Annotated in this window: 26 protein-coding genes and 1 pseudogene; 14 read left to right on the plus strand and 13 right to left on the minus strand. The window is 68.3% G+C overall.

All coding sequences use genetic code 11. From position 1 onward, the window contains the following. On the minus strand, positions 1–212 hold a 212-nt coding region (locus Q0326_RS15095; RefSeq protein ID WP_298691962.1), incomplete at its 3' end, for a GcrA family cell cycle regulator. A gap of 60 nt (positions 213–272) precedes the next feature. Here Q0326_RS15095 and Q0326_RS15100 point away from each other — a divergent pair. The 6 genes from Q0326_RS15100 (at position 273) to queE (ending at position 6057) form a co-directional block, all read left to right on the plus strand. After that, the gene (locus Q0326_RS15100; protein WP_298691964.1) at positions 273–1121 is read left to right on the plus strand and encodes an ABC transporter permease; all 849 of its coding nucleotides are present in this window, start codon (positions 273–275) and stop codon (positions 1119–1121) included. Between the two features lie 205 nt (positions 1122–1326). After that, the gene (locus tag Q0326_RS15105; protein WP_298691966.1) at positions 1327–2517 is read left to right on the plus strand and encodes an aspartate aminotransferase family protein; all 1191 of its coding nucleotides are present in this window, start codon (positions 1327–1329) and stop codon (positions 2515–2517) included. 109 nt (positions 2518–2626) lie between these two features. Continuing rightward, a complete protein-coding gene (gene argF, locus Q0326_RS15110; RefSeq protein WP_298691967.1) occupies positions 2627–3556 on the plus strand; it encodes an ornithine carbamoyltransferase in 930 nt (309 codons plus the stop codon). A gap of 180 nt (positions 3557–3736) precedes the next feature. Next, complete coding sequence (locus Q0326_RS15115; protein ID WP_298691969.1) at positions 3737–4654, plus strand: Hsp33 family molecular chaperone HslO; 918 nt, start codon at positions 3737–3739, stop codon at positions 4652–4654. 42 nt (positions 4655–4696) lie between these two features. Further along, positions 4697–5425, plus strand: coding sequence for a 7-cyano-7-deazaguanine synthase QueC (gene queC, locus Q0326_RS15120; protein WP_298691971.1), 729 nt, complete (start codon positions 4697–4699; stop codon positions 5423–5425). Then, positions 5422–6057 (plus strand): 7-carboxy-7-deazaguanine synthase, encoded by a 636-nt coding sequence (gene queE, locus Q0326_RS15125; protein WP_298691973.1) that lies wholly within the window; start codon positions 5422–5424, stop codon positions 6055–6057. Before queC ends, queE begins: the two co-directional genes overlap by 4 nt. Positions 6058–6248: 191 nt before the next feature. Here the strand turns inward: queE and Q0326_RS15130 are convergent, their stop codons facing one another. The 3 genes from Q0326_RS15130 to lipB form a co-directional block, all read right to left on the minus strand. Continuing rightward, the gene (locus tag Q0326_RS15130; protein WP_298691975.1) at positions 6249–6929 is read right to left on the minus strand and encodes a hypothetical protein; all 681 of its coding nucleotides are present in this window, start codon (positions 6927–6929) and stop codon (positions 6249–6251) included. A 257-nt stretch (positions 6930–7186) separates the two neighbouring features. Then, a complete protein-coding gene (locus tag Q0326_RS15135) occupies positions 7187–7447 on the minus strand; it encodes a hypothetical protein (protein ID WP_298691978.1) in 261 nt (86 codons plus the stop codon). A gap of 82 nt (positions 7448–7529) precedes the next feature. Further along, a complete protein-coding gene (gene lipB / locus Q0326_RS15140; RefSeq protein WP_298691980.1) occupies positions 7530–8189 on the minus strand; it encodes a lipoyl(octanoyl) transferase LipB in 660 nt (219 codons plus the stop codon). A 75-nt stretch (positions 8190–8264) separates the two neighbouring features. Here lipB and Q0326_RS15145 point away from each other — a divergent pair, with 75 nt between their 5' ends. After that, the gene (locus Q0326_RS15145) at positions 8265–9077 is read left to right on the plus strand and encodes a hypothetical protein (RefSeq protein ID WP_298691982.1); all 813 of its coding nucleotides are present in this window, start codon (positions 8265–8267) and stop codon (positions 9075–9077) included. Here the strand turns inward: Q0326_RS15145 and Q0326_RS15150 are convergent. From Q0326_RS15150 to Q0326_RS15160, 3 genes are read right to left on the minus strand one after another with little or no spacing between them, the layout of a single operon-like run. Next, complete coding sequence (locus Q0326_RS15150) at positions 9029–9646, minus strand: GNAT family N-acetyltransferase (protein ID WP_298691984.1); 618 nt, start codon at positions 9644–9646, stop codon at positions 9029–9031. The genes Q0326_RS15145 and Q0326_RS15150 overlap by 49 nt on opposite strands. A gap of 22 nt (positions 9647–9668) precedes the next feature. Then, complete coding sequence (gene hemF / locus Q0326_RS15155; protein ID WP_298691986.1) at positions 9669–10523, minus strand: oxygen-dependent coproporphyrinogen oxidase; 855 nt, start codon at positions 10521–10523, stop codon at positions 9669–9671. Beyond that, a complete protein-coding gene (locus Q0326_RS15160) occupies positions 10520–10969 on the minus strand; it encodes a TrmH family RNA methyltransferase (protein WP_298691988.1) in 450 nt (149 codons plus the stop codon). The genes hemF and Q0326_RS15160 overlap by 4 nt, the downstream gene beginning before the upstream one ends. Before the next feature lie 203 nt (positions 10970–11172). Here Q0326_RS15160 and petA point away from each other — a divergent pair, with 203 nt between their 5' ends. From petA to Q0326_RS15180, 4 genes are all read left to right on the plus strand, one after another. Next, on the plus strand, positions 11173–11766 hold the full coding sequence (gene petA, locus Q0326_RS15165) for a ubiquinol-cytochrome c reductase iron-sulfur subunit (RefSeq protein ID WP_298691990.1): 594 nt from the start codon (positions 11173–11175) through the stop codon (positions 11764–11766). An 11-nt stretch (positions 11767–11777) separates the two neighbouring features. Further along, the gene (locus Q0326_RS15170) at positions 11778–13070 is read left to right on the plus strand and encodes a cytochrome b/b6 (RefSeq protein WP_298691992.1); all 1293 of its coding nucleotides are present in this window, start codon (positions 11778–11780) and stop codon (positions 13068–13070) included. Between the two features lie 18 nt (positions 13071–13088). Next, on the plus strand, positions 13089–13931 hold the full coding sequence (locus tag Q0326_RS15175; RefSeq protein ID WP_298691994.1) for a cytochrome c1: 843 nt from the start codon (positions 13089–13091) through the stop codon (positions 13929–13931). Between the two features lie 174 nt (positions 13932–14105). Beyond that, positions 14106–14645 (plus strand): adenine phosphoribosyltransferase, encoded by a 540-nt coding sequence (locus tag Q0326_RS15180; protein ID WP_298691996.1) that lies wholly within the window; start codon positions 14106–14108, stop codon positions 14643–14645. Here Q0326_RS15180 and Q0326_RS15185 read toward each other — a convergent pair. The 6 genes from Q0326_RS15185 to Q0326_RS15210 all read right to left on the minus strand — a co-directional run bounded on the left by Q0326_RS15185 (position 14626) and on the right by Q0326_RS15210 (position 19656). Next, entirely contained in the window at positions 14626–15081 is a 456-nt protein-coding gene (locus Q0326_RS15185; RefSeq protein ID WP_298691999.1) for an ester cyclase, read from the minus strand. The genes Q0326_RS15180 and Q0326_RS15185 overlap by 20 nt on opposite strands. Beyond that, positions 15078–15554 (minus strand): MaoC family dehydratase, encoded by a 477-nt coding sequence (locus Q0326_RS15190; protein ID WP_298692001.1) that lies wholly within the window; start codon positions 15552–15554, stop codon positions 15078–15080. Before Q0326_RS15190 ends, Q0326_RS15185 begins: the two co-directional genes overlap by 4 nt. A 161-nt stretch (positions 15555–15715) precedes the next feature. After that, positions 15716–16816, minus strand: a complete 1101-nt coding sequence (ychF, locus tag Q0326_RS15195; RefSeq protein ID WP_298692003.1) for a redox-regulated ATPase YchF — start codon at positions 16814–16816, stop codon at positions 15716–15718. A gap of 297 nt (positions 16817–17113) precedes the next feature. Beyond that, a complete protein-coding gene (pth, locus tag Q0326_RS15200) occupies positions 17114–17680 on the minus strand; it encodes an aminoacyl-tRNA hydrolase (protein WP_298692005.1) in 567 nt (188 codons plus the stop codon). 135 nt (positions 17681–17815) lie between these two features. After that, positions 17816–18433, minus strand: a complete 618-nt coding sequence (locus Q0326_RS15205; protein WP_298692007.1) for a 50S ribosomal protein L25/general stress protein Ctc — start codon at positions 18431–18433, stop codon at positions 17816–17818. A 314-nt stretch (positions 18434–18747) separates the two neighbouring features. Then, the gene (locus Q0326_RS15210; protein WP_298692009.1) at positions 18748–19656 is read right to left on the minus strand and encodes a TraB/GumN family protein; all 909 of its coding nucleotides are present in this window, start codon (positions 19654–19656) and stop codon (positions 18748–18750) included. Positions 19657–19810: 154 nt separating this feature from the next. On the opposite strand from Q0326_RS15210, the gene Q0326_RS15215 reads away from it, so the two are divergent. The 3 genes and pseudogenes from Q0326_RS15215 to ppdK all read left to right on the plus strand — a co-directional run bounded on the left by Q0326_RS15215 (position 19811) and on the right by ppdK (position 25891). After that, positions 19811–20692, plus strand: a complete 882-nt coding sequence (locus Q0326_RS15215) for a glycine--tRNA ligase subunit alpha (RefSeq protein ID WP_363304221.1) — start codon at positions 19811–19813, stop codon at positions 20690–20692. A 157-nt stretch (positions 20693–20849) separates the two neighbouring features. Next, positions 20850–23166, plus strand: a pseudogene (glyS, locus tag Q0326_RS15220) (glycine--tRNA ligase subunit beta). A 4-nt stretch (positions 23167–23170) separates the two neighbouring features. Further along, positions 23171–25891: a pyruvate, phosphate dikinase gene (ppdK, locus tag Q0326_RS15225; protein WP_298692013.1), complete on the plus strand. Its 2721-nt coding sequence runs from the start codon at positions 23171–23173 to the stop codon at positions 25889–25891. The last annotated feature ends 77 nt before the right edge of the window (positions 25892–25968 follow it).

The raw sequence follows: 25968 nt of genomic DNA on the forward strand, positions 1-25968 counted from the left end.
GGTGCGGGCGCCGCGGCCGGCTCGGCGACGGGCGCTGCCGCGCTCTCATTGCCCTTCACCGGCGACGGACGGCTCTCGAGCCCGAGCCGATGCGCCTTGCCGATCACCGCGTTGCGGCTGACCCCGCCGAGCTCGTCGGCGATCTGGCTGGCGGTCTGCCCCTGGCCCCACAGGCTCCTGAGCTTGTCGATCCGCTCGTCGGTCCACGCCATTGTTCGTCTGTGCTCCGTCGTACCTTGCGGGCGTCACCCAGAGTGCATAGGTCGGCACATATGCTCGACCAGACCCCCGGCGCGTCGCCCGTCCATAAAATCTCCCCCCCGGGCGTGCCCGTGATCAAGCAGGTCAACTGGGGAGGATTGCGCACGCTCTATGTGAAGGAGGTGCGGCGTTTCTTCAAGGTCCAGCTGCAGACGGTGTGGGCGCCGGCGGTCACGACGCTGCTCTATCTGGTGATTTTCACGGTCGCGTTGGGCGCGCGCGCCGCGGTGCCGGTCGGCACGACGACGGTCGCCTTCGCCGATTTCGTGGCGCCCGGGCTGATCGTGATGGGAATGATGACCAACGCCTTCGCCAATTCCTCTTTCTCGCTGCTGGTCGGCAAGATGCAGGGCACGATCGTCGACTATCTGATGCCGCCGCTGTCGACCGCCGAGCTGCTCGCCGGACTGGTGGGCGCCGCGGTGACCCGCGCCTTCGTTGTGGGGGCGGCGCTTTGGGTGGCGATGCTGCTGTGGCCGGGCGTCCATGTCGGCATGGCGAACCCGCTGGCGGTGCTGTGGTTCGGCCTGATGGGGGCGCTGCTGCTGTCCTTTCTGGGCGTGCTGACCTCGATCTGGGCGGACAAATTCGACCATTCGGCGGCGGTGACCAATTTCGTCGTCCAGCCGCTCGCGCTGCTGTCCGGCACCTTCTACTCGATCAGCAAGCTCAAGCCCGCCTTCCAGGCGGTCAGCCACGCCAATCCGATCTTCTACGTGATCTCGGGGTTCCGGTCGGGCTTTCTCGGCGTCGCCGATTCGCCGGTGCTGTTCGGCGCGGTGCTGCTGCTCGCGATCAACGTCGTGATGGGCGTGCTCTGCTATGTGCTGCTCAGGAGCGGCTGGAAGATCAAGAACTGACGTTTGGGACGTCATCGCGGGCTTGACCCGGGATCCAGGGCTTCGGACGCAGCGCCGGTTGCTCTGGAGGCCGGATCGGGCCCGGCATGACGAAGGTGGTTTGGGTTGCACTCCCGATACCCCGGCGCTAGAGCGCTTCGCGACAGGCGGCCGATGGGGCCGCCTTTTTGCGTTTCGACGCCTCGTCGCAAAGGAGCCCAGGCCGATGACCATCACGCCCCTCATGCCGGTCTATCCGCGCTGTGGCGTGCGTCCGGTCCGCGGCGAGGGCTGCTATCTGATCGGCGAGGACGGCCAGCGCTATCTCGATTTCGCCAGCGGGATCGCGGTCAATCTGCTCGGCCACGGCCATCCGGTGCTGACCAAGGCGATCGCCGACCAGGCCGCGACGCTGATGCACGTCTCCAATCTCTATGGCAGCCCGCAGGGCGAGGCGTTCGCCCAGCGGCTGGTCGACAACAGCTTCGCCGACACCGTGTTCTTCACCAATTCGGGTGCGGAGGCGGTCGAGTGCGCGATCAAGACCGCGCGGCGCTATCATTTCGCCAATGGCAATCCGCAGCGCAGCACGCTGATCACCTTCCAGAACGCCTTCCACGGCCGTACGCTGGGGACGATCTCGGCGACCGATCAGGACAAGATGCGCGACGGCTTTGAGCCGCTGCTGCCGGGCTTCCGCTACGCGCCGTTCGACGATCTCGCCGCCGCCGAGGCGCTGATCGACGACACCACCGCGGGCTTCCTGGTCGAGCCGATCCAGGGCGAGGGGGGCGTGCGCCCGGCCAGCCCCGAATTCCTCCAGGGCCTGCGCCGGCTCGCCGACCAGCACGGTCTGCTGCTGGTGCTCGACGAGGTCCAGTGCGGCTATGCGCGCACCGGCAGCTTCTTCGCGCATGAGCAATATGACGTCGTCCCCGACATCGTCGCCTGTGCCAAGGGCATTGGCGGCGGCTTCCCGCTCGGCGCGTGCCTGGCGACCGAGGCGGCCGCCAAGGGCATGGTGTTCGGCACCCACGGTTCGACCTATGGCGGCAATCCGCTGGCGATGGCGGCGGGCCAGGCGGTGCTCGACGTGATCCTCGAGCCCGGCTTCATCGACGGCGTCAAGCAGACCGGCGAGCGGCTGCGCGCCGCGCTCGAGCAGATGATCCCCAATCACGACCATCTGTTCGACAGCGTGCGCGGCATGGGGCTGATGCTCGGCGTCAAGCTCAAGTCGGACAGCCGCCGCTTCGTCGCCCATGCCCGCGACAATCACCAGCTTCTGCTCGTCTCGGCCGGCGAGAATGTCGTGCGCGTGCTGCCCCCGCTGGTGATCGAGCAGGGCCATATCGACGAGTTCGTCGCCAAGATGTCGGATGCCGCGCGCACCTATGTGCCGGTAGCGGATGATTGAGGTCTCGAACGAATAACATACCCCGTTCGGGCTGAGCGAAGTCGAAGCCCACGCGCTGCCGTGGCTGCCCTTCGACTGCGCTCAGGGCGAACGGAGGGGGAGTAACGCCATGACCATCCGCCATTTCCTCGATCTCTCCGACGCGGGATCCGCCGCGATCGCCGCGATGCTGGCGGACGCCGCATCGCGCAAGGCGGCGCGGAAAAACTGGCCCAAGGGCCGGGTCGACGCCGACGCGCCGCTCGCCGGGCGGACGCTGGCGATGATCTTCGAGAAGAATTCGACGCGCACCCGCGTGTCGTTCGACATGGCGATGCGCCAATTGGGCGGCACGACGCTGGTGATGGACGCGGGTTCGATGCAGATCGGCCGCGGCGAGAGCATCGCCGACACCACGCGCGTGCTGTCGCGCTATGTCGATGCGATCATGATCCGCACCGACGACCACGCCAAGATCGTCGAGATGGCGCACCACGCGACCGTGCCGATCGTCAACGGCCTTACCGATCGCAGCCATCCCTGCCAGATCATGGCCGACATGCAGACCGTGATCGAGCGGCGCGGGTCGCTCGCCGGCTCGAAATGGGCGTGGCTGGGCGACGGCAACAATGTGCTGCACTCGATCGTCGAGGCAGGCAGCCTGATGGGCTTCGAGGTCACGGCCGCCTGCCCCGAGGGCTATGATCCCGATCCCGACGTGATCGGCGCCGCCACCAACCGCGGCGCCGAGGTCCGCGTCGTGCGCGATGCGGTCGAGGCGGTGAAGGGCGCCGACATCGTCGTTACCGACACGTGGATCTCGATGGGCCAGGCGCAGGCCGAGGCGAAGCTCGCGGCGATGATGCCCTATCAGGTGACCGAGGCGCTGATGGCGCAGGCGAAACCGGGCGCGACCTTCCTCCACTGCCTGCCCGCGCACCGCGGCGAGGAGGTGGTCGACAGCGTCATCGACGGGCCGCAGTCGGCGATCTGGGACGAGGCCGAAAACCGCCTGCATGCGCAGAAGGCGGTGCTGCTGTGGTGCTTCGGGCTGATCTGAGCCGAGGGTGGACATCAGGACAGGGGCTTCCGATATCGGTCTTCAGATCGACGCCCACCCCAAACCCCGTTCGTCCCGAGCGTAGTCGAGGGACATGCTTCGAGCGCACCGCGTGTCGCGCGGTGCCTCGACTGCGCTCGGCACGAACGGGTCCGGGGTTGGCGCGCGCAAGGATAGTCCATGGCCACGAATGACGTCACCACCACCCTCGACACCGCGCTCGGCTTTACCATCGCCGCGCGCCACGCCCGCGGCCGCGTCGTGCGGCTCGGGCCGGCGCTCGATACGATCCTCGCGGCGCACGCCTATCCGCCCGTGCTCGCCCGGCTGCTCGCCGAGGCGCTGGTGCTGGGCGCGCTGCTCGGCTCGACGCTCAAGCATGCCGAAGGCCAGCTGACGCTGCAGGCGCAGACCAAGGGCGGCGTCGTCGATCTGCTCGTCGTCGATTACAAGGGCGGCGAGATGCGCGGCTATCTCCGCTTCGATGCCGACAAGCTCGCCGAGGCGCCGGTCGACCCGACGCTGTTCGCGCTGTTCGGCCAGGGCTATCTCGCGATCACCTTCGACCAGGCGGCGGCCAGCGGCGACAGCGCCGGCGAACGCTATCAGGGCATCGTCCCGCTCGAAGGCGGCTCGCTTGCCGAGGCGACCGAACATTATTTCGCCCAGTCCGAGCAGATCCCCAGCCTCGTCCGCGTCGCGGTCAAGACGCTGCCCGACGGCCGCCACGTCGCCGGCGGCTTCCTCGGCCAGCATCTGCCCGAGGGCGAAGAGGGGCGCGAGCGGCTGCACACGCGGCTCGATCATCCCGAATGGCAGCATGTCGAGGCGCTGGCGATGACGATCAGCCCCGCCGAGCTGACCGACCCGTCGCTGCCGCTCGACGAGCTGCTGTGGCGTCTGTTCAACGAGGAGGAGGTGCGCGCGCTGCCGCTCGGGCGCTTGAGCCGCGGCTGCCGTTGCTCGCCCGCGCACATCCAGAGCGTGATCGCACGCTTCCCGCCCGAGGAGCGCGCCGAGATGGCGGACGCGGACGGCGTCGTCCATGTCGACTGCGAGTTCTGCGCGAAGAGCTTCCCCGTGCCGCTGCCCGCCTGATGCCGGCTTGCACCGACCGAACTGCGGGACTAGCGCGCGATCATGACTGATCCGAACCAATCCGTGCGCCGCAAGGCGGTCGTGCTGCTCTCGGGCGGGCTCGACTCGATGGTGACCGCCGCGCTCGCGCGGGAGGCCGGCTTCGACGTGCTGGCGCTGACGGTGAACTACAATCAGCGCCATCTCGTCGAGCTCGCCTCGGCGCGCCGTATCGCCGCGGCGCTGGAGGTGGCGCGCCATGTCGTGCTGCCGATCGACCTGCGCGCCTTCGGCGGCTCGTCGCTGACCGACGACATCGACGTGCCCAAGGCCGGCGTCGGGCTCGACGGCGGCGACGAGGCGGGCATCCCGGTGACCTATGTGCCCGCGCGCAACACGATCTTCCTGTCGCTGGCGCTCGGCTGGGCGGAGGCCGATGGGGCGCGCGACCTGTTCCTCGGAATCAACGCACTCGACTATTCGGGCTATCCCGATTGCCGGCCGGCGTTCGTCGAAGGCTTCGAGCAACTCGCCGCGGTCGCCACCAAGGCCGGCGTCGAGGGCGAGCGCTTCACCGTGCACGCGCCGCTGCTGGCGATGACCAAGGCCGACATCGTGCGCGAGGCGGCGCGGCTCGGGCTCGACGCGGGGATGAGCTGGTCCTGCTACGATCCGCAGGGCGGCGAGCATTGCGGGCTGTGCGACAGCTGCCGGCTGCGCCACCGCGGCTTCGCGGAGGCCGGGCTGCCCGATCCCACCGTCTACGCGACGCATCCCGCCGACGCGCCGTGAGCTACGCGGTCAAGGAGATCTTCCTGACGCTGCAGGGCGAGGGGCTCCATGTCGGGCGCCGCGCGGTGTTCCTGCGCTTCGCCGGCTGCAATCTGTGGACCGGCCGCGAGCAGGACCGCGCCACCGCGACCTGCACCTTCTGCGACACCGATTTCGTCGGCATGGATGGCACCGAGGGTGGGCGCTATGCCGATGCCGCGGCGCTCGCGGCGAAGGTCGCGTTGCTGTGGGGCGTGACCGAAGGCGTCCAGAAATTCCTGGTGATCACCGGGGGCGAGCCGATGCTCCAGGTCGACCAGCCGCTGATCGATGCGCTGCACGCCGAACGCTTCGAGATCGCGATCGAGACCAACGGCACGCTGCCGGTGCCGCGCAGCATCGACTGGATCACGGTCAGCCCCAAGGCGGGGAGCGAGGTCGTCCAGCGCTCGGGCGACGAGCTCAAGCTGGTCTGGCCGCAGCCGGGGATCGACCCGCAGGCGCTCGCGCAGTGGGACTTCACGCACCGCCTGCTCCAGCCGCTCGATGATCCGCTGCGCGACGCGCACCGCGCGGCGGCGATCGACTATGTCGTGGCGCACCCGGCCTGGCGACTGTCGATCCAGACGCACAAGCTGGTGGGGATACGCTGAGCCGTCACGACGGAGCGGCATCCCATCGTCATCCCGGCGAAAGCCGGGACCCATGGATACGGCGCGTCACCCGCTGCTGTTGAGGTTCGCGGCAAAGCGCTTCGCAGGATAAGCCGCCGCGCAAAACCGCGGCACTGCCGCCGTCCATGGGTCCCGGCTTTCGCCGGGACGACGCGGAAGAGGCGCCTCGCCTACAGGCACTTCTTCTTGATGGTGCCGGCGCGATCGAAGCAGGCCGGCGGCAGCGCCGGCACGTCGACGCCGGCGAATTGCGGCGACGACTGCGGCGAATTGACCAGATCGGCGGTCGGCACGAGGCTGTTGCGCAGCTCGCGCAGGCGATTGCGCGCGACCACCTCGAGCGAACCCTTGGGGGTCATCAGCGCGACCTGCCCGATCCGCGAGGCGGTCTGGCAGAAGCCCATCTGCGCGAACACCGAGGAGAAGCTGCTGTAGGTACGCGTGTTGAAGCTGTCGAAGGCAGCGGCGACTGCGCTCGGGCTGGTGCCCTTCTTCGCGACGCGCTTGAAATATGTCTGCAGCGTCTTGTAATCGGTCGCCAATTCCTTGGAATGATGGCCGATCAGGGCGTTGTAGGTCGGGACGGTCATCAGCGAGGGCGCGAACTGGCACTGCAGCGCCGCGAAGTTGAGCCCGGCGCGCATCGTCCACACGATCTCGGCGTTGAGCTCGGCGGGCGTGGCGCCGGTTAGCGGGATCATCACGCCGGGTTCGTCGCCCTTGACGGGGGCGCCCGTGAAATCCGGAGTCTTCCAAAACAATTGCGCCGACGCCGGCGTCGCGCCGGCCGTCGTGATGCTGATCGCAATTCCCACCATCGCTGCCATTGCCTGGCGCGCGCCGAACCTCATCGTGAACCCTCTCGAACAAGCCCATCGGGCAAAACGCTTGCGGTCGCGCCTGCATCGCGCCGCCTGCATCCAGCCTTAACCGATCCGGCTGCCGCTGCAAGCGGCGACGTCATGATGGCGTGCCCAAGCGCCTGGAAAGGGCCGCCCGGTCCGTCGGCCGACCAAAGTCTAGCGGCGACCGCCACGCATGACAAAAGGGCCGCCCGGTCGCCCGGACGGCCCTCTCGCTATCCTGCCCGCAGGCGAGGGAGACCAGCTTACATCTGGTTGGAGGGCGCGCCGCTGTTGGCGGACATGTCATTGCCGGCCATCATGCTGTTATCGGCCGCGCCGCTGTTGCCCATCGAATCGGTGGCGCTCATGTCGTTGGTCATGCCGGCCGACGAATCCATCGTGTTCATGTCGGTCATGTTGGTGTCGGCGGTGTTGGCGGTGTCGCTGTGATGACAGGCGGCGACCGTCAGCGCGGCGCCGACGATCATCGAAGAGGTCATCAGCTTGGTGAAGAGATTGCGCATGTGTGGCTCCCTGCCAGATGTTGGGTCACGATAGGACCATATTCCCGAGACCGCGAGATCGTCAGCGTCGAGCCCGGCTGCCTCATGAGCGTTGCGGCACGTTCACCAGCGCGGACAGGAAGGAATCAAAACGACTTCGCAGTGCCTCGTCAAACTGTTTCATCCCGGAAAGCGTTCCCAGCCGTGCGAGGCTGGTCACGCCATAGTCGGCGAGACCGCATGGAACGATGCCCGCGAAGTGGCTGAGATCGGGATCGATGTTGACCGAAAAGCCGTGCAGCGTGACCCAACGCCGGACGCGCACCCCGATCGCGCCGACCTTGGCCTCGCCGCCCGGACCGTCCACCCAGATGCCGACGCGGCCCGGCGCGATATGCGCTGTCACGCCGAGATCGCCGAGCGTGGCGATCAGCCACGCCTCGAGCGTGTGGACGAAGTGGCGGACGTCGCGGCCGCGTTTGTCGAGATCGAGCATCAGATAGCCGACGCGCTGGCCGGGGCCGTGATAGGTGTAGCGCCCGCCGCGCCCGGCGGTGTGGACGGGAAAGCGATCGGGCGCGATCAGCTCGTCGGGATCGGCGCTGGTGCCGGCGGTGTAGAGCGGCGGATGTTCGAGCAGCCAGACCATCTCGCGCGCGCCCTCGGCGCGAATCGCGGTCGCGCGCGCCTCCATTTCGGCGAGCGCCTCGGCATAGGGCTGCGGCGCATCGGACACGCGCCATTCGATATCGGTCTCGGCCATCGCCGGCAGATGGCGCGGCGGCGCGCGCGGATCAAGCCGGCTTGGCGGCGCGCGGCACCATGCTAGAGGGGCGGCATGACATACAGGATCAAGATTTCGCTGGGAACGGTCTGGGAGGAGACGATCGGCTTCGTCCGCGCCGAGGCGTCGCTGCTGCTGCCGCTCGCTTTGCTCGGCTTCGGCTTGCCGACGGTGATGATGCTGCTCGCGGTGCCGATGGACGAGGCGAGCGCCGGCACGCTCAAGCCGGGGCCGTGGATGGCGTGGCTGCTGCCCTGCGGGCTGATCAGCATGCTGGGCTCGATCGCGGTCTCGGCGCTGGCGCTCAGGCCCGGAGTCAGCGTGCGCGAGAGCATCCTGGTCGCGATCGCGCGCGTCCCGGCGGCGATCGGGCTGCTGCTGCTCTATGTCGGTGTCCAGGTCGTGCTGGCGGTTCCGCTCGCGCTCGCGACGCTGATCGACATGCGCGTTTCGGGCGGGGCGGGGCCGGTCGCGATGATGGTCAATCTCGCCGACGTCGCGCTGGTGATCTGGCTGTTCGTGCGCATCCTGCCGATCTGGGCAGTACTCGCCGACCGGCCGCAGACGCCGTGGGCCGCGGTGCGCACCGCCTTCCGGCTGACCCGCGGCTGCTATGCGCGGCTGCTCGCGCTGCGGATCGTGATGGGGATCGCCGCGATCTTCGCGATACTGGTGCTGCTGATCCCGATCGGCGCGATCTCGCAGCTGATCGGGATGGCGACGCACAATCCGCCGCTGTCGATCATCCTGTCCTTCGTCGCGACCGGCGTCGTGCTCGCGGGCGTGATCGGCTTGTGGACGGTCTATGTCGCGCGGCTCTACCGCGCGCTCGAGGTCGCGACGGACGCGCCCAACAGCGGGATCTGAGGCGCCGCCTCAAGAGGCAGCACGCCGGCCAGCCGCGGATCGGCGAAGGTCTCGACCGCGCGCGCGAACGGCACGAAGCCCTGCGCGCGGTAGAAGCCGAGCGCCTTGGGGTGATCGAGCGTGCAGGTGTGCACCCACAGCCGGGTGACGTCTTTGCGCCAGCCGAGGGCCAGCGCCTGCGCCATCAGCCAGCGCCCCTCGCCCTTGCCGGTGAGTTCGGGGACGAGGCCGAGGAAGGACAGCTCGCAGCTGTGCGGCTCGCGAAAGTCGAGCTCGAGCAGGCCGATCTCGACGCCACGGGGATCGGTGACCGCGTAGATCTCGATTCCGGGGTCGTGGATGATCGCGGTCAGCGCGGCGTCGGTCATCACCAGTCGCGAGAACCACAGCCACGGCGCACCGACACGCTGGAACAGCGTGCGATAGCGCTCGGGCGCCGGCTCGCGCCAGCGATCGAGGCGAAGTCCGAGCTGCGACGAGGGGGCAGGGCGGGGGCGGGGGCGCTCGACCATCTGCAGCGAGGTGACGACCGTCGCGATCTGCTCGTCGGGGACGCGGATGAGGCTCATGCTGCGTGGTCCCCGGCGAATATCATTCCCATATTGCCCGGGGCGGCAGGCTCATCAGGATCGCGTCGATATTGCCGCCGGTCTTGAGCCCGAACAGCGTGCCGCGGTCGTAGACGAGGTTGAACTCGGCATAGCGGCCGCGCCAGGCGAGCATCTGTCGCTCCTCGTCGGGCGTGAACGGCGTGTCGCGGCGGCGGCGCACGATCGCCGGGTAGATCGCCAGGAAGGCCTCGCCGACCGCGCGGGTGAAGGCGAAGGCGAGATCGAAGGCGTCACCGTCGGCGTCGAGATGGTCGTAGAAGATCCCGCCGACGCCGCGCCGCACCCCCCGGTGGGGGATCGCGAAATACTCCTCGGCCCATTGCGCGTAGCGCGGATAGTCGCCGATCGGCGCATGCGCCTCGCAGGCCGCGCGCAGCGTCGCGTGGAACGCGTCGGTGTCTTCGGCATAGGGGAGCGGGGGATTGAGATCGGCGCCGCCGCCGAACCAGCGCTTGGTCGTGGTCAGGAAGCGCGTGTTCATGTGGACCGCGGGGGCGTGCGGGTTGGCGAGGTGGGCGACAAGGCTGATCCCGGTCGCAACGAAGGTCGGGTTGTCGCCGGCGCCGTGGATGGTCTGGGCGAAATCGGGCGCGAAGCTGCCGCCGACGGTCGAGACGTTGACGCCGACCTTCTCGAACACGCGGCCCTTCATCACGCCGCGCACGCCGCCGCCGCCGCGCGCGTCCGGATCGTCCTCGCGGTTCCACGGGGTGTAGGCGAAGGCGGCGTCCGATCCCGCCTCGCGCTCGATCGCCTCGAACGTCGCGCAGATCCGGTCGCGCAAGGCTTCGAACCAGGCACGCGCCGCGGCCTGTTGCGGGTCGAGCGGGATCATGCCGGCCATCCTTCGGTTTGTCGCAGCGCTTCGGCGGCGGCCATCGCTACCGCGGTGGCGATATTGAGCGAGCGCGCGTCGGCGCTGATCGGGATGCGCAGCCGCAGCGTCGCCGCCTCATGGACATGGCGCGGCGCGCCGGCGCCCTCCGACCCGAACAGCAGGACGTCGTCGGGCGTGAACCGCGCATCGGGGAGGCGGACATCCCCCGCGGTGGTGAACAGCAGCAGCCGCGCCGGCGTCGCCGCCCGAAATGCCGCCCAATCGGCGTGGCGGGTGACCGCGGCGCGTTCGGCATAGTCCATGCCCGCCCGCGCGAGTGCGCGGTCGCCGAAGGCGAAGCCGCACGGCTCGATCACGTCGACCGCGAGCCCCAGACAGGCGGCGAGGCGCAGGATCGTGCCGACGTTCCCGGCAATCTCAGGCTGATGGAGGGCGATGCGCATATCGGTTTTCGCTAGGCCATCGCGACCCCGTTTCGCAAGCGCGAGAAAATCGAGGTTGGCAAAGCCGCGAAAGCGACGCTATCACCCCCGGGCGGCAAGCCCCGGGGACATGGGGCACGTCGTATGTGCTTTGGGGGGCTCCGCGAATTTCGTGCCTGATCCCTCGGGCGAACGTTTTTCCGTAGATGCCGAGGGCTGAGTGCATGGCGACGCTTGAGACCACCGACGACCCCAACCAGAGGCCTCCGGTGATCGGCGGCGCCTATGACGAGGGTCAGGGCGCGCGGCGTCGCGACTTCCTCAATATCGCCGCGGTGAGCTTCGCCGGCGTCGGCGCCGCCGCGGTGCTGATCCCGCTGGTCAACCAGATGAACCCGTCGGCCGACGTGCTCGCGCTCGCGGCGGTCGAGGTCGACCTCTCCAAGATCGCCGCCGGCTCCGGCATCAAGATCGCCTGGCGCAAGCAGCCGGTGTTCGTCCGCTATCTGATGCCCGCCGAGATCGCCGAGGCCAAGGCGGTGCCCGTCGCATCCTTGCGCGATCCCCAGACGCTCGATGAGCGGACCAAGCCCGGCCACGAGAATTGGCTGATCACGATGGCGGTCTGCACGCATCTCGGCTGCGTCCCGCTCGGCATCACGCCGACCGAGAGCCGCGGCCAATATGGCGGCTATTTCTGCCCCTGCCACGGCTCGCAATACGATACCGCCGGCCGCATCCGCGCCGGGCCCGCGCCGAAGAATCTCGTCGTGCCGGAATATGCGTTCAAATCCGCCACCACCGTGCAGATCGGTTGAGGGACTAACCAATGAGCTTCCCCTGGGCCGCGCATTACGCGCCGAAGAACCCGTTCATGCGCTGGATGGACGAGAAGCTGCCGCTGCCGCGGCTGGTCTATAATGCGGTCGGCGCCGGCTATCCGGTGCCGCGCAACCTCAACTATTTCTGGAACTTCGGCGTGCTCGCCGGCGCCGCTCTCGGCATCCAGATCATCACCGGCGTGATCCTGGCGATGCACTATGCCGCCAACGGCCTGGTCGCGTTCGACAGCGTCGAGCACATCATGCGCGACGTCAATTCGGGCTGGCTGATCCGCTACGCCCACGCCAACGGGGCCAGCTTCTTCTTCATCGTCGTCTATATGCACATTTTCCGCGGGCTCTATTATGGCTCCTACAAGGCGCCGCGCGAGATGGTGTGGCTGCTCGGCGTCGTGATCTTCCTGCTGATGATGGCGACCGCCTTCATGGGCTATGTCCTCCCCTGGGGGCAGATGAGCTTCTGGGGCGCGCAGGTGATCACCGGCTTCTTCTCGGCGATCCCGGTCGTCGGCGAGCCGATCCGCATGTGGCTCTTGGGCGGCTTCGCGCCCGACAACGACGCGCTCAACCGCTTCTTCTCGCTCCACTATCTTCTTCCGTTCGTGATCGCCGCGGTGATCGTGCTGCATATCTGGGCGCTGCATCTGCCCGGCTCGAACAACCCGACCGGGGTCGCGGTGCAGGGGCCGGAGGACACCGTCCCGTTCCACCCTTATTACACCGCGAAGGACGGCTTCGGGCTGGGCGTGTTCCTGATCTGCTTCTCGCTGATGGTGTTCTTCGCGCCCAACGCGTTGGGGCATCCCGACAATTACATCCCGGCCAACCCGCTCTCGACCCCCGCGCACATCGTGCCCGAATGGTATTTCCTGCCCTTCTACGCGATCCTCAAATCCTTCACCGCCAACTTCCTCGGCGTGCCGGCGAAGCTGTGGGGCGTGATGGCGATGTTCGGCGCGATCCTGCTGCTGTTCTTCCTGCCGTGGATCGACCGCTCGCCGATCCGCTCGGGCAATTACCGGCCGATCTACAAGAAGCTGTTCTGGGTGCTCGTCGTCGACGTGCTGCTGCTCGGCTATCTGGGTCAGGCCGAGGTGACGCCGACCGTGGTGCTGCTCAGCCAGCTCTGCGCCGGCTATTATTTCGCGCATTTCCTGATCGTCATCCCGATCATCGCGAAGTTCGAGACGCCCTTGCCGCTGCCCAACTCGATCAGCGAATCGGTGCTGCACGGGGAGGCTGCCGAGGCGGCCCCCTACGGCACCGCCGCGACCGCCTGATCCAGGGAGACGAACCGCATGCTTCGCTTTTTCGCTCCCCTGATCGCCCCGCTGGTCGGCGCGCTCTTCGTCTGCTCGCTCTTGTGGGCGATCGTGATGTCGCCGCACGCGCCGGCTGCGCATCTCGCCTCCGAGGAGTTCCACCTCGCGCCCAAGGCGATCCACTACAGCTTCGAGGGGCCGCTCGGCCGGTACGACAATGAGCAGCTGCAGCGCGGCTTCCAGGTCTACAAGGAAGTGTGTTCCGCCTGCCACTCGATGCGGCTGGTGGCGTTCCGCGATCTGGAAGAAATCGGCTTCACCAAGCCGGAAGTGAAGGCGCTGGCCAAGGGCTGGGCGACCGAGACGCCGTCGCTGAACCCGGATACCGGCGAGGCTGCGACCCGCAAGTCGCTGCCGTCGGACTTCTTCCCCGGCCCCTATCCCAACGAGATCGCGGCGCGCGCCGGCAACAACAATGCGCTGCCGCCGGACATGAGCCTGCTCGCCAAGGCACGCGAGGGCGGCCCCGCCTATATCGCGTCGCTGGTCACCGGCTATGCCGACGTGCCGGCCGATCTTAAGAAGCAGTTCCCCGACTTCAACGTCCCGCCGGGGCTGCACTACAATCCCTATTTCGCCAATCTCAACATCGCGATGCCGCCGCCGCTGGTGAGTGACGGCCAGGTCACCTATGCCGACGGCACCAAGGCGACGCGGCTGCAGATGGCGACCGACGTCTCGGCCTTCCTGATGTGGGCCGCCGAGCCCAAGCTGGAGAACCGCAAGCGCACGGGTATCGCGGTGGTCGGCTATCTGATCATCGCGACGCTGCTGGCGTTCGCGGCGTACCGGAACATCTGGCACGGCCGGAAGCACTGAGGGACGGGTTGAAGCCAAGCTTCAAACCCGTTCGCCCTGAGCAGGGCTGAGCGTAGTCGAAGCCCGCCCGTCGAAGGGCTGCCGCAGCGCATGCCCTTCGACTCCGCTCAGGGCGAATGGAAGGGTGGTAAAAGCGCCTTTTCTTTCGCGCCCCGCCCTGCGATGCAGTGCAGCATGACGACCGACACCCTCGACATCGCCGCGCTGATCCGCACCATCCCCGACTTCCCCAAGCCCGGCATCCAGTTCCGCGACATCACCACGTTGCTGCTCGATCCGGCCGGCTTTGCCGCCTCGGTCGAGCGGCTGGCGGAAGCGGCGCCGACGGGTGTCGACCTGATCGCCGGGATCGAGGCACGCGGCTTCATCTTCTCCTCCGCAATCGCCCACCAGCTCGCCCGGGGCCTGCTGCTGATCCGCAAGACCGGCAAGCTGCCCGGCGTGACGGTCGGCGTCGACTATGCGCTCGAATATGGCACCGACCGCGTCGAGATGCATGCCGATGCCTGCGTGCCCGGGCAGAAGGTGCTGCTCGTCGACGACCTGATCGCTACCGGCGGTACCGCGCTCGCGGCGGTCCGGCTGCTACGCGAGGCGGGCGCGGAGGTGGTCGGCGCGGCGTTCGTGATCGACCTGCCCGATCTCGGCGGCGCCGACCTGCTCCGCGCCGAGGGGGTGGCGGTGACGACGCTGGTCAGCTTCGGGGGGCATTGATCGCGCCGGCCGCGCGAGCCTGGAGCTGCTGGACGATCCCGAGACGGTCCGACACCTGCCAATGGCCCGCGATCCGGCCGCTGTCGTCGAAATCATAGACGGTGAGGCCGGACATCGCGATCGGCCCTCCGGTCGCGGGAAACCCAGGAATGTCGCCGCGGTGCGTCGCGGTCCATGTCCAGGCCACCGCGACCTTGCCGTCGTCCTCGAGCAGCGCCTGGACGTGGAAGCGCTGATCGGGGAAGGGCGCACGCGACTGGCGGACGCGGGCCTTGAACCCCTCCCGATCGAGCGTCCGGCCTTCCCAGGGGTCGCCCGGGTCGTGGCGGACCACATAGGTATCGGCGACAAGGTCGTCGCACGCCTCGACCCGGCCTTCGGACCAGACCGCGTCGAGAAAATGGGTCAGACGGTGCTTATGGTCGCCGAAGATCATCCGGTCCCGCCTTGCGGCCGGCGCCGATAGAGCACGATCGGCTCCTGCGTCATCACCGGCTCGTCGTCCTGGTTGAACACGGTCAGCCGGCTCTTCACCGATCCCATATGCGGCTGGCTGCGCGACGGCTTGATCTCGAGCACTTCGGTCTCGCATCGGAGCACGTCTCCAGGATAGACGGGTTTGAGCCAGCGCAGCGCGTCGATCCCGACCGCGCCGAGCGCGCCGCCACCATCGGGTTCGCCGGCATCGCGCGCCTGCTGCGCCGCGACGACCATCGCCATCGTCATCGCGCAGCTATGCCAGCCGCTGGCCGCGAGCCGCTTAAAATGCGTCTTGGCGGCGGCGGCGTCGTCGAGGTGGAAGGGCTGCGGATCATAGGCGCCGGCGAACGTGACCACCTCGTCGCGAGTCACCGCGTAGCGGCCGAACGCGATGCGGTCGCCGACCGCGAAATCCTCGAACCAGGGCATGGACCTCTCCTTTGACGGATCGGTAGCAGATCGCCATCGGCCGCCAAAGGTGCATGGCTGTGCGTCTTCCGTTCGTCCCGAGCGACGTCGAGGGACAGGCGGCGAACGCGGCGCATGTCCCGGTGCCTCGACGTCGCTCGGCACGAACGGCTGGGGTGTTTCTAGACGTTGAAGCGGAACAGCAGCACGTCGCCGTCGTGGACGACATAGTCCTTGCCCTCGGAGCGCAGCTTCCCCGTCTCGCGCGCGCCGGTCTCGCCGTTGCAGGCGACATAATCCTCATACGCGATCGTCTCGGCGCGGATGAAGCCACGCTCGAAGTCGGAGTGGATCACGCCCGCGGCCTGCGGCGCCTTGCTGCCCTTGGCGAGCGTCCAGGCGCGCGTCTCCTTGGGGCCGCAGGTAAAGAAGGTGATCAGGTGGAGCAGCGCGTAGCCGGCGCGGATCACGCGCGCGAGGCCGGTCTCGGCGAGGCCGAGGTCGGAGAGGAATTCGACGCGGTCCTCGGGCGCCATCGTCGCGATTTCGGCCTCGATCGCCGCCGACACCACGACCGCCTGCGCGCCCTCGGCCTTGGCCTTCTCGAACACCCGCGCGGACAGCGCATTGCCCTCGGCAGCGGACGCCTCCTCGACGTTGCAGACGTAGAGCACGGGCTTGCCGGTCAGCAGCTGCGCCTGGTCGAACCAGGCGACCTCTTCGGGATCGCTCGGCCGCCCCAGCCGCGCCGGCTTGCCCGCGCGCAGCAGCTCGAGCACGGGCGAGAGCACGCCGAACTGCGCCTTCGCCTCCTTGTCGCCCTGCTGCGCCTTCTTGCCGAGATTGGGGACGCGGCGCTCGAGGCTCTCGAGGTCGGAGAGCATCAGCTCGGTCTCGACGGTCTCGGCGTCGGCGATCGGATCGACCTTGCCCTCGACATGGGTGACGTCGCCATCCTCGAAGCAGCGCAGCACATGGACGATCGCGTCGACCTCGCGGATGTTGGCGAGGAACTGGTTGCCGAGCCCTTCGCCCTTCGACGCGCCGCGCACCAGGCCGGCGATGTCGACGAAGCCGAGCTGAGTCTCGATGATCTTGGCGGAGCCGGCGATGCGCGCGAGATTGTCGGCGCGCGGATCGGGGACCGCGACCTGGCCGACATTGGGCTCGATCGTGCAGAAGGGGTAATTGGCGGCCTGCGCGGCGGCCGTCTCGGTCAGCGCGTTGAAGAGGGTGGACTTGCCGACGTTGGGCAGGCCGACGATGCCGCAGCGGAAACCCATGCTTGCTTAACCTTGGATCGTGTCAGGGGAGGGCATGCGCCCGGTCGTGCGGCCAGATAGCGGGTGTGCGGGCGGTTTGCCAGTCGTGGCAGGGAGACGGCCTGCGCTTCTCCTTCGTCATCCCGAAGTCTGGATCCCGACCTTCGTCAGGATGACGAAAGCGCTTGGTCCAGACCGGCGTATCACAAGCCAGCTGGTCCCCGGCGAAAGCCGGGGCCCAGGCCCCACGCTCCTGTAAAAAGTGCCGCGCCCCGTCGCGGACCGCGGGCCTATGCCCCGGCGTGCGCCGCGAAACGCTTAGGCCAGCCGCAGCGCCAGTTCGCTCATGAAGCGCGCATCCTCGCGCGCCGCGAGCCGCGGCGCTTCGGCGGCGACTGCGCCGAGCATGGCGGCGAGCGGGTCCATCTCGGCCTTGGCGTAGGGCCCCAGCACATAGCCGGTGACCCGGTCCTTGTGGCCGGGGTGGCCGATGCCGAGCCGGACGCGGCGATAGTCCTGCCCGAGATGCTGGTCCATCGAGCGCAGCCCGTTGTGGCCCGCCGCGCCCCCGCCGGTCTTCACCTTGACCTTGAAGGGGGCGAGATCGAGCTCGTCGTGGAAGGCGGTGACGTCGCCCGGCGCGAGCTTGTAGAAGCGCGCCGCCTCGCCCACCGACAGGCCGCTGTCGTTCATGAAGGTCGCGGGCTTGAGCAGCAGAATGCGTTCGAGCCCGATGCGTCCCAGCGACGACCAGCCGCGGAACTGCTTCTTCCAGGGATCGAATTTGTAGGTGTCGGCGATGACGTCGACCGCCATATAGCCGACATTGTGCCGGTGCAGCGCGTATTGCGCGCCCGGATTGCCGAGGCCGACCCAGAGCTGCATCGTGGGGGCTCCTCGCGCCAGAAACCAAACCCCGTTCGCACTGAGCGCAGTCGAAGTGCAGCCACCATCGGTGCATGGCCTTCGACTGCGCTCAGGCCGAACGGGGTTTGGGTCCGTTCGGGGCGAACCGGAGTGTTACGCCGCCGGCGTCTCGTCGCCCTCGGCTTCGCCTTCGGCGGACTTGAGCGCGGACGGCGCCGTGATCGTCGCGATGGTGAAGTCGCGGTCCTCGATCGCCCAGTGCGCGCCCTTGGGCAGCGTCACCGCGGAGATGTGGATCGAATCGCCGACCTCGAAACCGGTCAGGTCGACCACGATCTCGTCGGGGATCTCGGCCGCGTCGACGACCAGCTCGACCTCGTGACGGACGACCGAGAGCACCCCGCCGCGCTTGATGCCGGGCGATGCCTCTTCATTCTCGAAGCGCAGCGGCACGTTGACGTGGACCGTCGTGTGCTCGCCGATGCGCAGAAAATCGACGTGGAGCGGGCGATCGGTGACCGGATGCAGCTGCACGTCCTTGGGCAGCGTGCGGATCGCGCCGTCGATGCCGTCGATCATCACCACCGAGTTCATGAAGTGGCCGGTGTGCAGCGCCTTCATCAGATCGCGCTCGGCGAGGTGGATCGAGATCGGGTCCTTCTTGTCGCCGTAGATCACGGCGGGGATGCGTCCTTCGCGGCGCAGATGACGGGAGGCTCCCTTGCCACCCCGATCGCGCGTTTCGGCGGACAGCGTCAGCTGATCGCTCATCGCTTACTCTCCAATAATGCTATGCCAACCCGGCCAAGCCTCCAGGGATGACCCTGACCGGAAGGCGGGGCGCTTAGGGCGGATCGGGGGAAAAGGCAAGGGGTGCACAACCGCACCCGTCATCCCGGCGAAGGCCGGGATCCATAGACGAGTCGCCCGTGGCGCGGTGCGACGATGACGAGCGCACCCGTGCCTGGAGACGAGACGTCGCGCGTATGGATCCCGGATCAAGTCCGGGATGACGGAAGAAGGGGGGCCGCCCGCCGTCACCTCGGCATCCGCCGGGATGACGGAAGAAGGAAGGGGAGGCGACGCTACTCCACCCGCGTCGCGACATACCCCAGCTTCGCCAGCGCCGCCTGCACCGAGTCGCTGCCCACCAGATGCCCCGCGCCGACCGCGATCAGCTGCGTCCCCGGCGTCGCCAGCCGCGCCACGATCGCGTCCGCCCAATGCGCGTCGCGGCGCGCGATGAGCACGGTGCGCAGCGCATCGCTCTTCTTCATGTCCTTGTCGAAGCTCCGCGCGATGCCGCGCTCGTCGCCGTGGCTCCAGGCGCCGATCATCTTGCCGAAGTCGGAGGCGTCGTCGTCCTGCTCGTCGAGCACGCTCTCGAGGAAGGCGCGCTGCTGCGGCTCGGTCAGCGTGTCGAAGAAGCCGAGCTGCTCGTCGAGCGTCTCGAGCCCCTCGATCGGCTTGCCCGCGGCGCGGAACTCGGCCTTGAGCTGCTCCTCGACGCCGTCGGCGCTGCTCACCCCGAGCTTGGCGACCGACGGCCCGAACAGCACCATCCCCACCGCCCAGGTCTTGAGCGTGTCGAGCGTCGCCGCGAGCAGCTGGCTGCGCGCGATCATCGCCGCGAGCCGGGGCCGGAATTTGGGCGCGACGCGCGCCGCCACCGGCGGAAGCCTGGTCGTCGCGGTGCCGAGCCGCAGCAGCGCCTGCGCCGACTTGGTCGGGTCCTGGTCGATCACCGCCTCGAGCACGAGCCGGTCGGACTGCGCGATCGCGGTCTTGATCGCGCCGGTCTCCCACTCGAAATGCGGCGGCAGCGCGTGGATCGTGCCGAACAGATAGACGGTCGAGCCGCCCTTGCTCACCTTCCACACCGCGGGATGCGCGGCGTGGCCGGCGGCGCGCGGCGCGCGCGCCCAGGCGGGCGCCGGCAGGAGGGGCACGAGCAGGGCGAGGAGGACGGCGGCACGCGCACGGAAAAGCTTCATGGCGCGTTCCTACACCCGCGCTGCCCCCGCGCAAGCGCCCGCTTGCTTGACCCGACCGGGTGCCTGCGCCAAGGGCTCGACCATGCCGACGCCCGTCCCGATGCCAGCCCCGCCGACCGCCCAGCCGCCCGTAAAGCCGCTCAGCTTCCAGGCCATGATCCTCCGGCTCCACGACTATTGGAGCCGCCAGGGCTGCGTGATCCTGCAGCCCTACGACATGCGCATGGGGGCGGGCACCTTCCACCCCGCGACGACGCTGCGCGCGCTCGGCCCGGATCCGTGGAACGCCGCCTTCGTCCAGCCCTCGCGCCGCCCGACCGACGGCCGCTACGGCGAGAATCCCAACCGGCTCCAGCATTATTACCAATATCAGGTGATCCTGAAGCCCAGCCCGCCCGACCTGCAGGCGCTGTATCTGGGCAGCCTCGCCGAGATCGGCATCGACACCGGGCTGCACGACATCCGCTTCGTCGAGGATGATTGGGAGAGCCCGACGCTGGGCGCCTGGGGGCTCGGCTGGGAGGTGTGGTGCGACGGCATGGAGGTGACGCAGTTTACCTATTTCCAGCAGATGGGCGGCTTCGACTGCAAGCCGGTGGCGGGCGAGCTCACCTACGGGCTCGAGCGGCTGGCGATGTATATCCAGGGTGTCGACAGCGTCTACGACCTCGCCTTCAACGACCCTGTCGAGGGGCGGGCCGGGGTGAGCTACGGCGACGTGTTTCTCGAGAATGAGAAGCAGATGTCGACCTGGAATTTCGAGATCGCCGACACCGACGCCTTGTTCGATCTGTTCCGCAAGGCGGTGGCGGAGTGCGAGAACTGCCTCGCCGCCAAGCTGCCGATCCCGGCCTATGAGCAGGCGATCGAGGCGAGCCATGTGTTCAACCTCTTGAACGCGCGCGGCGTGATCTCGGTGGCCGAACGCCAGGCCTATATCGGCCGCGTCCGCGATCTCGCGAAAGGCGCCTGCGCCGCGCTGATCGAGAAGAACACGCCCGACTGGCAGGCGCGTTATCCGGGGTGGGTGGCATGACCTCTTTTGCGTCGCACCCAGCCCCGTTCGCACTGAGCGCAGTCGAAGTGCAGCCACCGTCGGCGCTTTGGCCCTTCGACTTCGCTCAGGGTGGGCTTCGACTTCGCTCAGCCCGAACGGGGTTTAGGATCGGGCCCGACGGCGGGGGAGAAGGCCTGTGACCGATTTCCTGCTCGAACTCCTCTCGGAGGAAATTCCCGCGCGGATGCAGGAGAAGGCCGCGGCCGATCTCGTGCGGCTGTTCGAGGGCGAATTGGCGAAGGCCGGCCTCACGGCGTCCGGCATCCAGAGCTTCGTCACCCCGCGCCGGCTTGCGCTGATCGCACGCGACCTGCCGCTCGAGACCGCCGCGGTCTCCGAGGAACTCAAGGGCCCGCGCGCCGACGCGCCGGCGCAGGCGCTCGCCGGCTTCCTCGGCAAGACCGGCTTGACGCGCGACCAGCTCGTCGAGCGCCGCGACGCCAAGGGCAATGCCGTCCTGTTCGCGGTGATCGAGAAGCCTGGCCGCTCGACGCGCGACGTGCTCGCCGAGGGGATCCCGGCGATCGTCCGCGGCTTCCCCTGGCCCAAGGCTATGCGCTGGGGCGCGGCCTCGCTGTCGCCCGAATCCCCGCGCTGGGTGCGCCCGCTGCAGGGCATCGTCGCGCTGTTCGGGGAGACGATCGTGCCGGTCGAGATCGCCGGCGTCGCCAGCGGCGCGGCCACCGTCGGCCACCGCTTCCACCATCCCGGCGTGATCACGATCGGCTCGGCCGCCGACTATGTCGAGAAGCTCGAGGCGTGCCACGTCATCGTCGACGCCGAGGCGCGCCGCCGCCTCGTCCGCGAGGGTGCCGAGGCGGCCGCGGCGGCCGCCGGGCTGTCGCTGGTCCCCGATGCGGGGCTGGTCGCGGAGAATGCCGGGCTCACCGAATGGCCGGTGCCGCTGCTCGGCCGGTTCGACCCGGCGTTCCTTGTCGTGCCGCGCGAGGTGATCCAGCTCACCATGCGCACCAACCAGAAATATTTCGCCTGCACCGACACCAAGGGCGCGCTGGCGCCGGCGTTCGTCTGCACCGCCAACATCGCGGCGTCGGACGGCGGCGTGGCGATCGTCGCGGGCAACGCCAAGGTGCTCGCCGCCCGGCTGTCGGACGCGCGCTTCTTCTGGGAGCAGGATCTGAAGGTGCCGCTCGCGGAGCGCGCGGTGAAGCTCAAGGACATCGTCTTCCACGAGAAGCTCGGCACGGTCGCGGACAAGGTCGAGCGCGTTGCCAAGCTGGCGCGCTGGCTGGTCGAGGAGGGGATAATCCCTCTCCCTGCAGGGGAGAGGGGTTTACGCCGACATGGCCGAACAGGCCGCGCGGCTCGCCAAGGCCGACCTCGTCACCGGGATGGTGGGCGAGTTCCCCGAGTTGCAGGGCGTGATGGGCGGCTATTATGCGCGGGCCGAGGGCTTGCCCGACACGGTCGCCGACGCGATCCGCGATCATTACAAGCCCGTCGGCCAGGGCGACGAAGTCCCCACCGCGCCTGTGACGGTCGCGGTGTCGCTGGCGGACAAGCTGGATACTTTGGTCGGTTTCTTCTACGTTCAAGAATTGCCGACCGGATCAAAAGACCCTTTTGCGCTGCGTCGCGCGGCACTCGCTGTTATCAGTCTGATTATTGTAGGTAATTATCGCGCTCAATTGCTTGACATAGTTGAACAGCATTTCTTGTTGGTCGAGAAGTCCGTGTCACAAGCGCGACAGCTCAAGATGGAACAGGCAGCGAAGGTGGCGGGCGTGCCTCTAGGCATGACTGTACATGCCTTTGGTACTTCGATGCGGGCGCATAACCGTCGTAGCAAAGTCTATCGCTCACAAAGTTGGGCCCTCCTCGACTTCTTCGCCGACCGCCTGAAAGTCCAACAGCGCGAAGCCGGTGTCCGCCACGATCTGATCGACGCGGTGTTCGCGCTCGGCGGCGAGGACGATCTCGTTCGCCTGCTCGCCCGCGTGAAGGCGTTGCAGGCGTTCGTCGAGACGGGGGAGGGCGCCAATCTGCTCGCCGGCTATCGCCGCGCCGCCAACATCCTGCGCGCCGAGGCCAAGAAGGGCGACGCCACCGACCCCTCGCGTCACCCCGGCGAAGGCCGGAGTCCAGAGTCGCAGGCGTCGTCGCCCGAAGCTCTGGATGCCGGCCTGCGCCGGCATGACGAAGACGGGGAAGCGGCGCGGTTCACCTTCCCCTACGACCCCGATCCCGCGGAGGCCGCGCTCGCCGATGCGCTCGATACGCAGCTGCCGCTCGCTGAGAAAGCGATCGCGGACGAAAAGTTCGCTAACGCGATGACCGCGTTGTCAGTCTTGCGTCCGGCGATCGATTGCTTCTTCGACGAAGTCACCGTCAACGCGGATGACCCGGAACGACGCACCGCAAGGCTCGCCTTGCTTGCGAAGCTCGTCGCCGCGATGCACAAAGTTGCCGATTTCTCGAAGATAGAGGGTTAACCACTTGGCCACGACCGTCGCTCCCGCCGCCAACAGCAACCAGGCCGGGAGCGTCGATCCGCGCTACGTCTATCGCTTCGGCGGCGGCGTCTCGGACGGCGGGGCGGGGGATCGCAACCTGCTCGGCGGCAAGGGCGCCAACCTCGCCGAAATGGCCTCAATCGGCCTGCCTGTCCCGCCGGGCTTCACAATCTCGACCGAGATGTGCACGCGCTATTATGACGAGGGCGGCGCCTTCCCGGCGAGCGTCCGCGACGAGGTCGCAGGCGGGCTAGCGCATATCGAGCAGATCACCGGCAAGCTCTTCGGCGACGCGGTCAATCCGCTGCTGGTCTCGGTGCGCTCGGGCGCGCGCGCCTCGATGCCGGGGATGATGGACACGGTGCTCAACCTCGGGCTCAACGACGCGACCGTCGTCGGCCTCGCCGAAGGCTCGGGCGACGAGCGTTTCGCGTGGGACAGCTATCGCCGCTTCATCCAGATGTATTCGGACGTGGTGCTCGAGCTCGACCATGGCGCCTTCGAGGAAGCGCTCGAGATCGCCAAGGAAGACAAGGGTTTCTCGCTCGACACCGAGATGACTGCCGAGGATTGGAAGAATCTCGTCGCGCAGTACAAGGCGCTCGTCGAGCAGCAGTGGGGCAAGCCGTTTCCCCAGGACGTGCACGAACAGCTCTGGGGCGCGGTCGGCGCGGTGTTCGGCTCCTGGCAGTCCGAGCGCGCCAAGGTCTATCGCCGGCTCAACGACATTCCGGCGAGCTGGGGCACCGCGGTCAACGTCCAGGCGATGGTGTTCGGCAATATGGGCGACACCTCGGCGACCGGGGTCGCCTTCACGCGCGATCCGTCGAAGGGCGACCGCGCCTATTATGGCGAGTTCCTGATCAACGCGCAGGGCGAGGATGTCGTCGCCGGCATCCGCACGCCGCAATATCTCACCAAGGCCGCCAAGGACGAGGCGGGCGCCAAGGCGCCGTCGATGGAAGACGCGATGCCCGTCGTCTATGCCGAGCTCGCCAAGGTGTTCGACCTGCTCGAGACGCATTATCGCGACATGCAGGACATCGAGTTCACCGTGCAGGAGGGCAAGCTCTGGATGCTCCAGACGCGCGCCGGCAAGCGCACCGCCAAGGCCGCGCTCAAGATCGCGGTCGACATGGCGAGCGAAGGGCTGATCACCGAGGAGGAGGCGATCCTGCGCGTCGATCCGCTCGCGCTCGACCAGCTGCTCCACCCGACGCTCGACCCCGAGGCGCACCGAGACGTCATCGCCAAGGGCCTGCCCGCCTCGCCGGGCGCGGCGAGCGGCATCATCGTGTTCGACGCCGAGACCGCCGAGCAGCGCGCCGAGCGCGGCGAGAGCGTCATCCTCGTCCGCGTCGAGACCAGTCCCGAGGACATCCACGGCATGCACGCCGCCAAGGGGATTCTCACCGCGCGCGGCGGGATGACCAGCCATGCGGCGGTGGTGGCGCGCGGCATGGGTCGGCCCTGCGTGTCGGGGGCGGGGACGCTCGCGATCGAGGGCAAGGCCAAGCGGATGCGCGCGGGTGGCCGCGAGTTCAAGGAAGGCGACATCATCACCATCGACGGCTCGACCGGCGAAGTGATGGCGGGCGAGGTGGCGACCGTATTGCCCGAACTCGCCGGCGACTTCGGCACGCTGATGGTGTGGGCCGACAAGGTGCGCCGCCTGAAAGTGCGCACCAACGCCGAGACCCCGCTCGACTGCCGCACCGCGCGCGACTTCGGCGCCGAGGGAATCGGCCTCTGCCGCACCGAGCATATGTTCTTCGAGGCCAGCCGCATCACCGCGGTGCGCCAGATGATTCTGGCCGAGACCGAGAAGGGCCGCCGCGTCGCGCTGGAAAAACTGCTGCCCGAGCAGCGCGCCGACTTCGCCTCGATCTTCGAGATCATGGCGGGGCTTCCGGTGACGATCCGCCTGCTCGATCCCCCGCTGCATGAATTCCTGCCGCACGAGGAGGAGGAGTTCCAGGAAGTCGCGACCGCGACCGGGCTGACCGTCGAGGCGCTGCGCCAGCGCGCGAGCGAGCTGCACGAGTTCAACCCGATGCTGGGGCACCGCGGTTGCCGGCTCGGCGTGACCTATCCCGAGATCTACGAGATGCAGGCGCGCGCGATCTTCGAGGCGGCCTGCGACGTGGCGGCGGCGACGGGTGCCGCGCCGATCCCCGAAGTGATGGTCCCGCTGGTCGGCACCGCGCGCGAGCTCGAGCTGATGAAGGCGGTGATCGACGCGGCGGCGACGGCGGTGTTCGCCGAGAAGGGGCGCACGCTCGACTATCTCGTCGGCACGATGATCGAGCTGCCGCGCGCGGCGCTGCGCGCGGGCGAGATCGCCGCGGTCGGCGAGTTCTTCTCCTTCGGCACCAACGACCTGACCCAGACCACATTGGGCGTCAGCCGCGACGATGCGGCGCGCTTCCTGTCGGTCTATGTCGAGAAGGGCATCTATGCGAAGGACCCGTTCGTCAGCCTCGACGTCGAGGGCGTCGGCGAGCTGATCGAGATCGCCGCCGAGCGGGGGCGAAAGGCGCGGCCGGGGCTCAAGCTCGGGATCTGCGGCGAGCATGGCGGCGATCCGGCGTCGATCGCCTTCTGCGAGAAGACCGGGCTCGATTATGTCTCGGCCTCGCCCTATCGCGTGCCGATCGCGCGGCTGTCTGCGGCGCAGGCGGCGCTCAACGCGAGGGCGAAGTGATGCGCGCGCTGCTCATGCTCGCGGCGGGTGCGGCACTGGTCGCGGCGGCGCCGGTCAAGCTCGCGCCCGCCGACGAC

Source organism: uncultured Sphingomonas sp., from assembly GCF_937859915.1.
Lineage (GTDB): Bacteria > Pseudomonadota > Alphaproteobacteria > Sphingomonadales > Sphingomonadaceae > Solisphingomonas.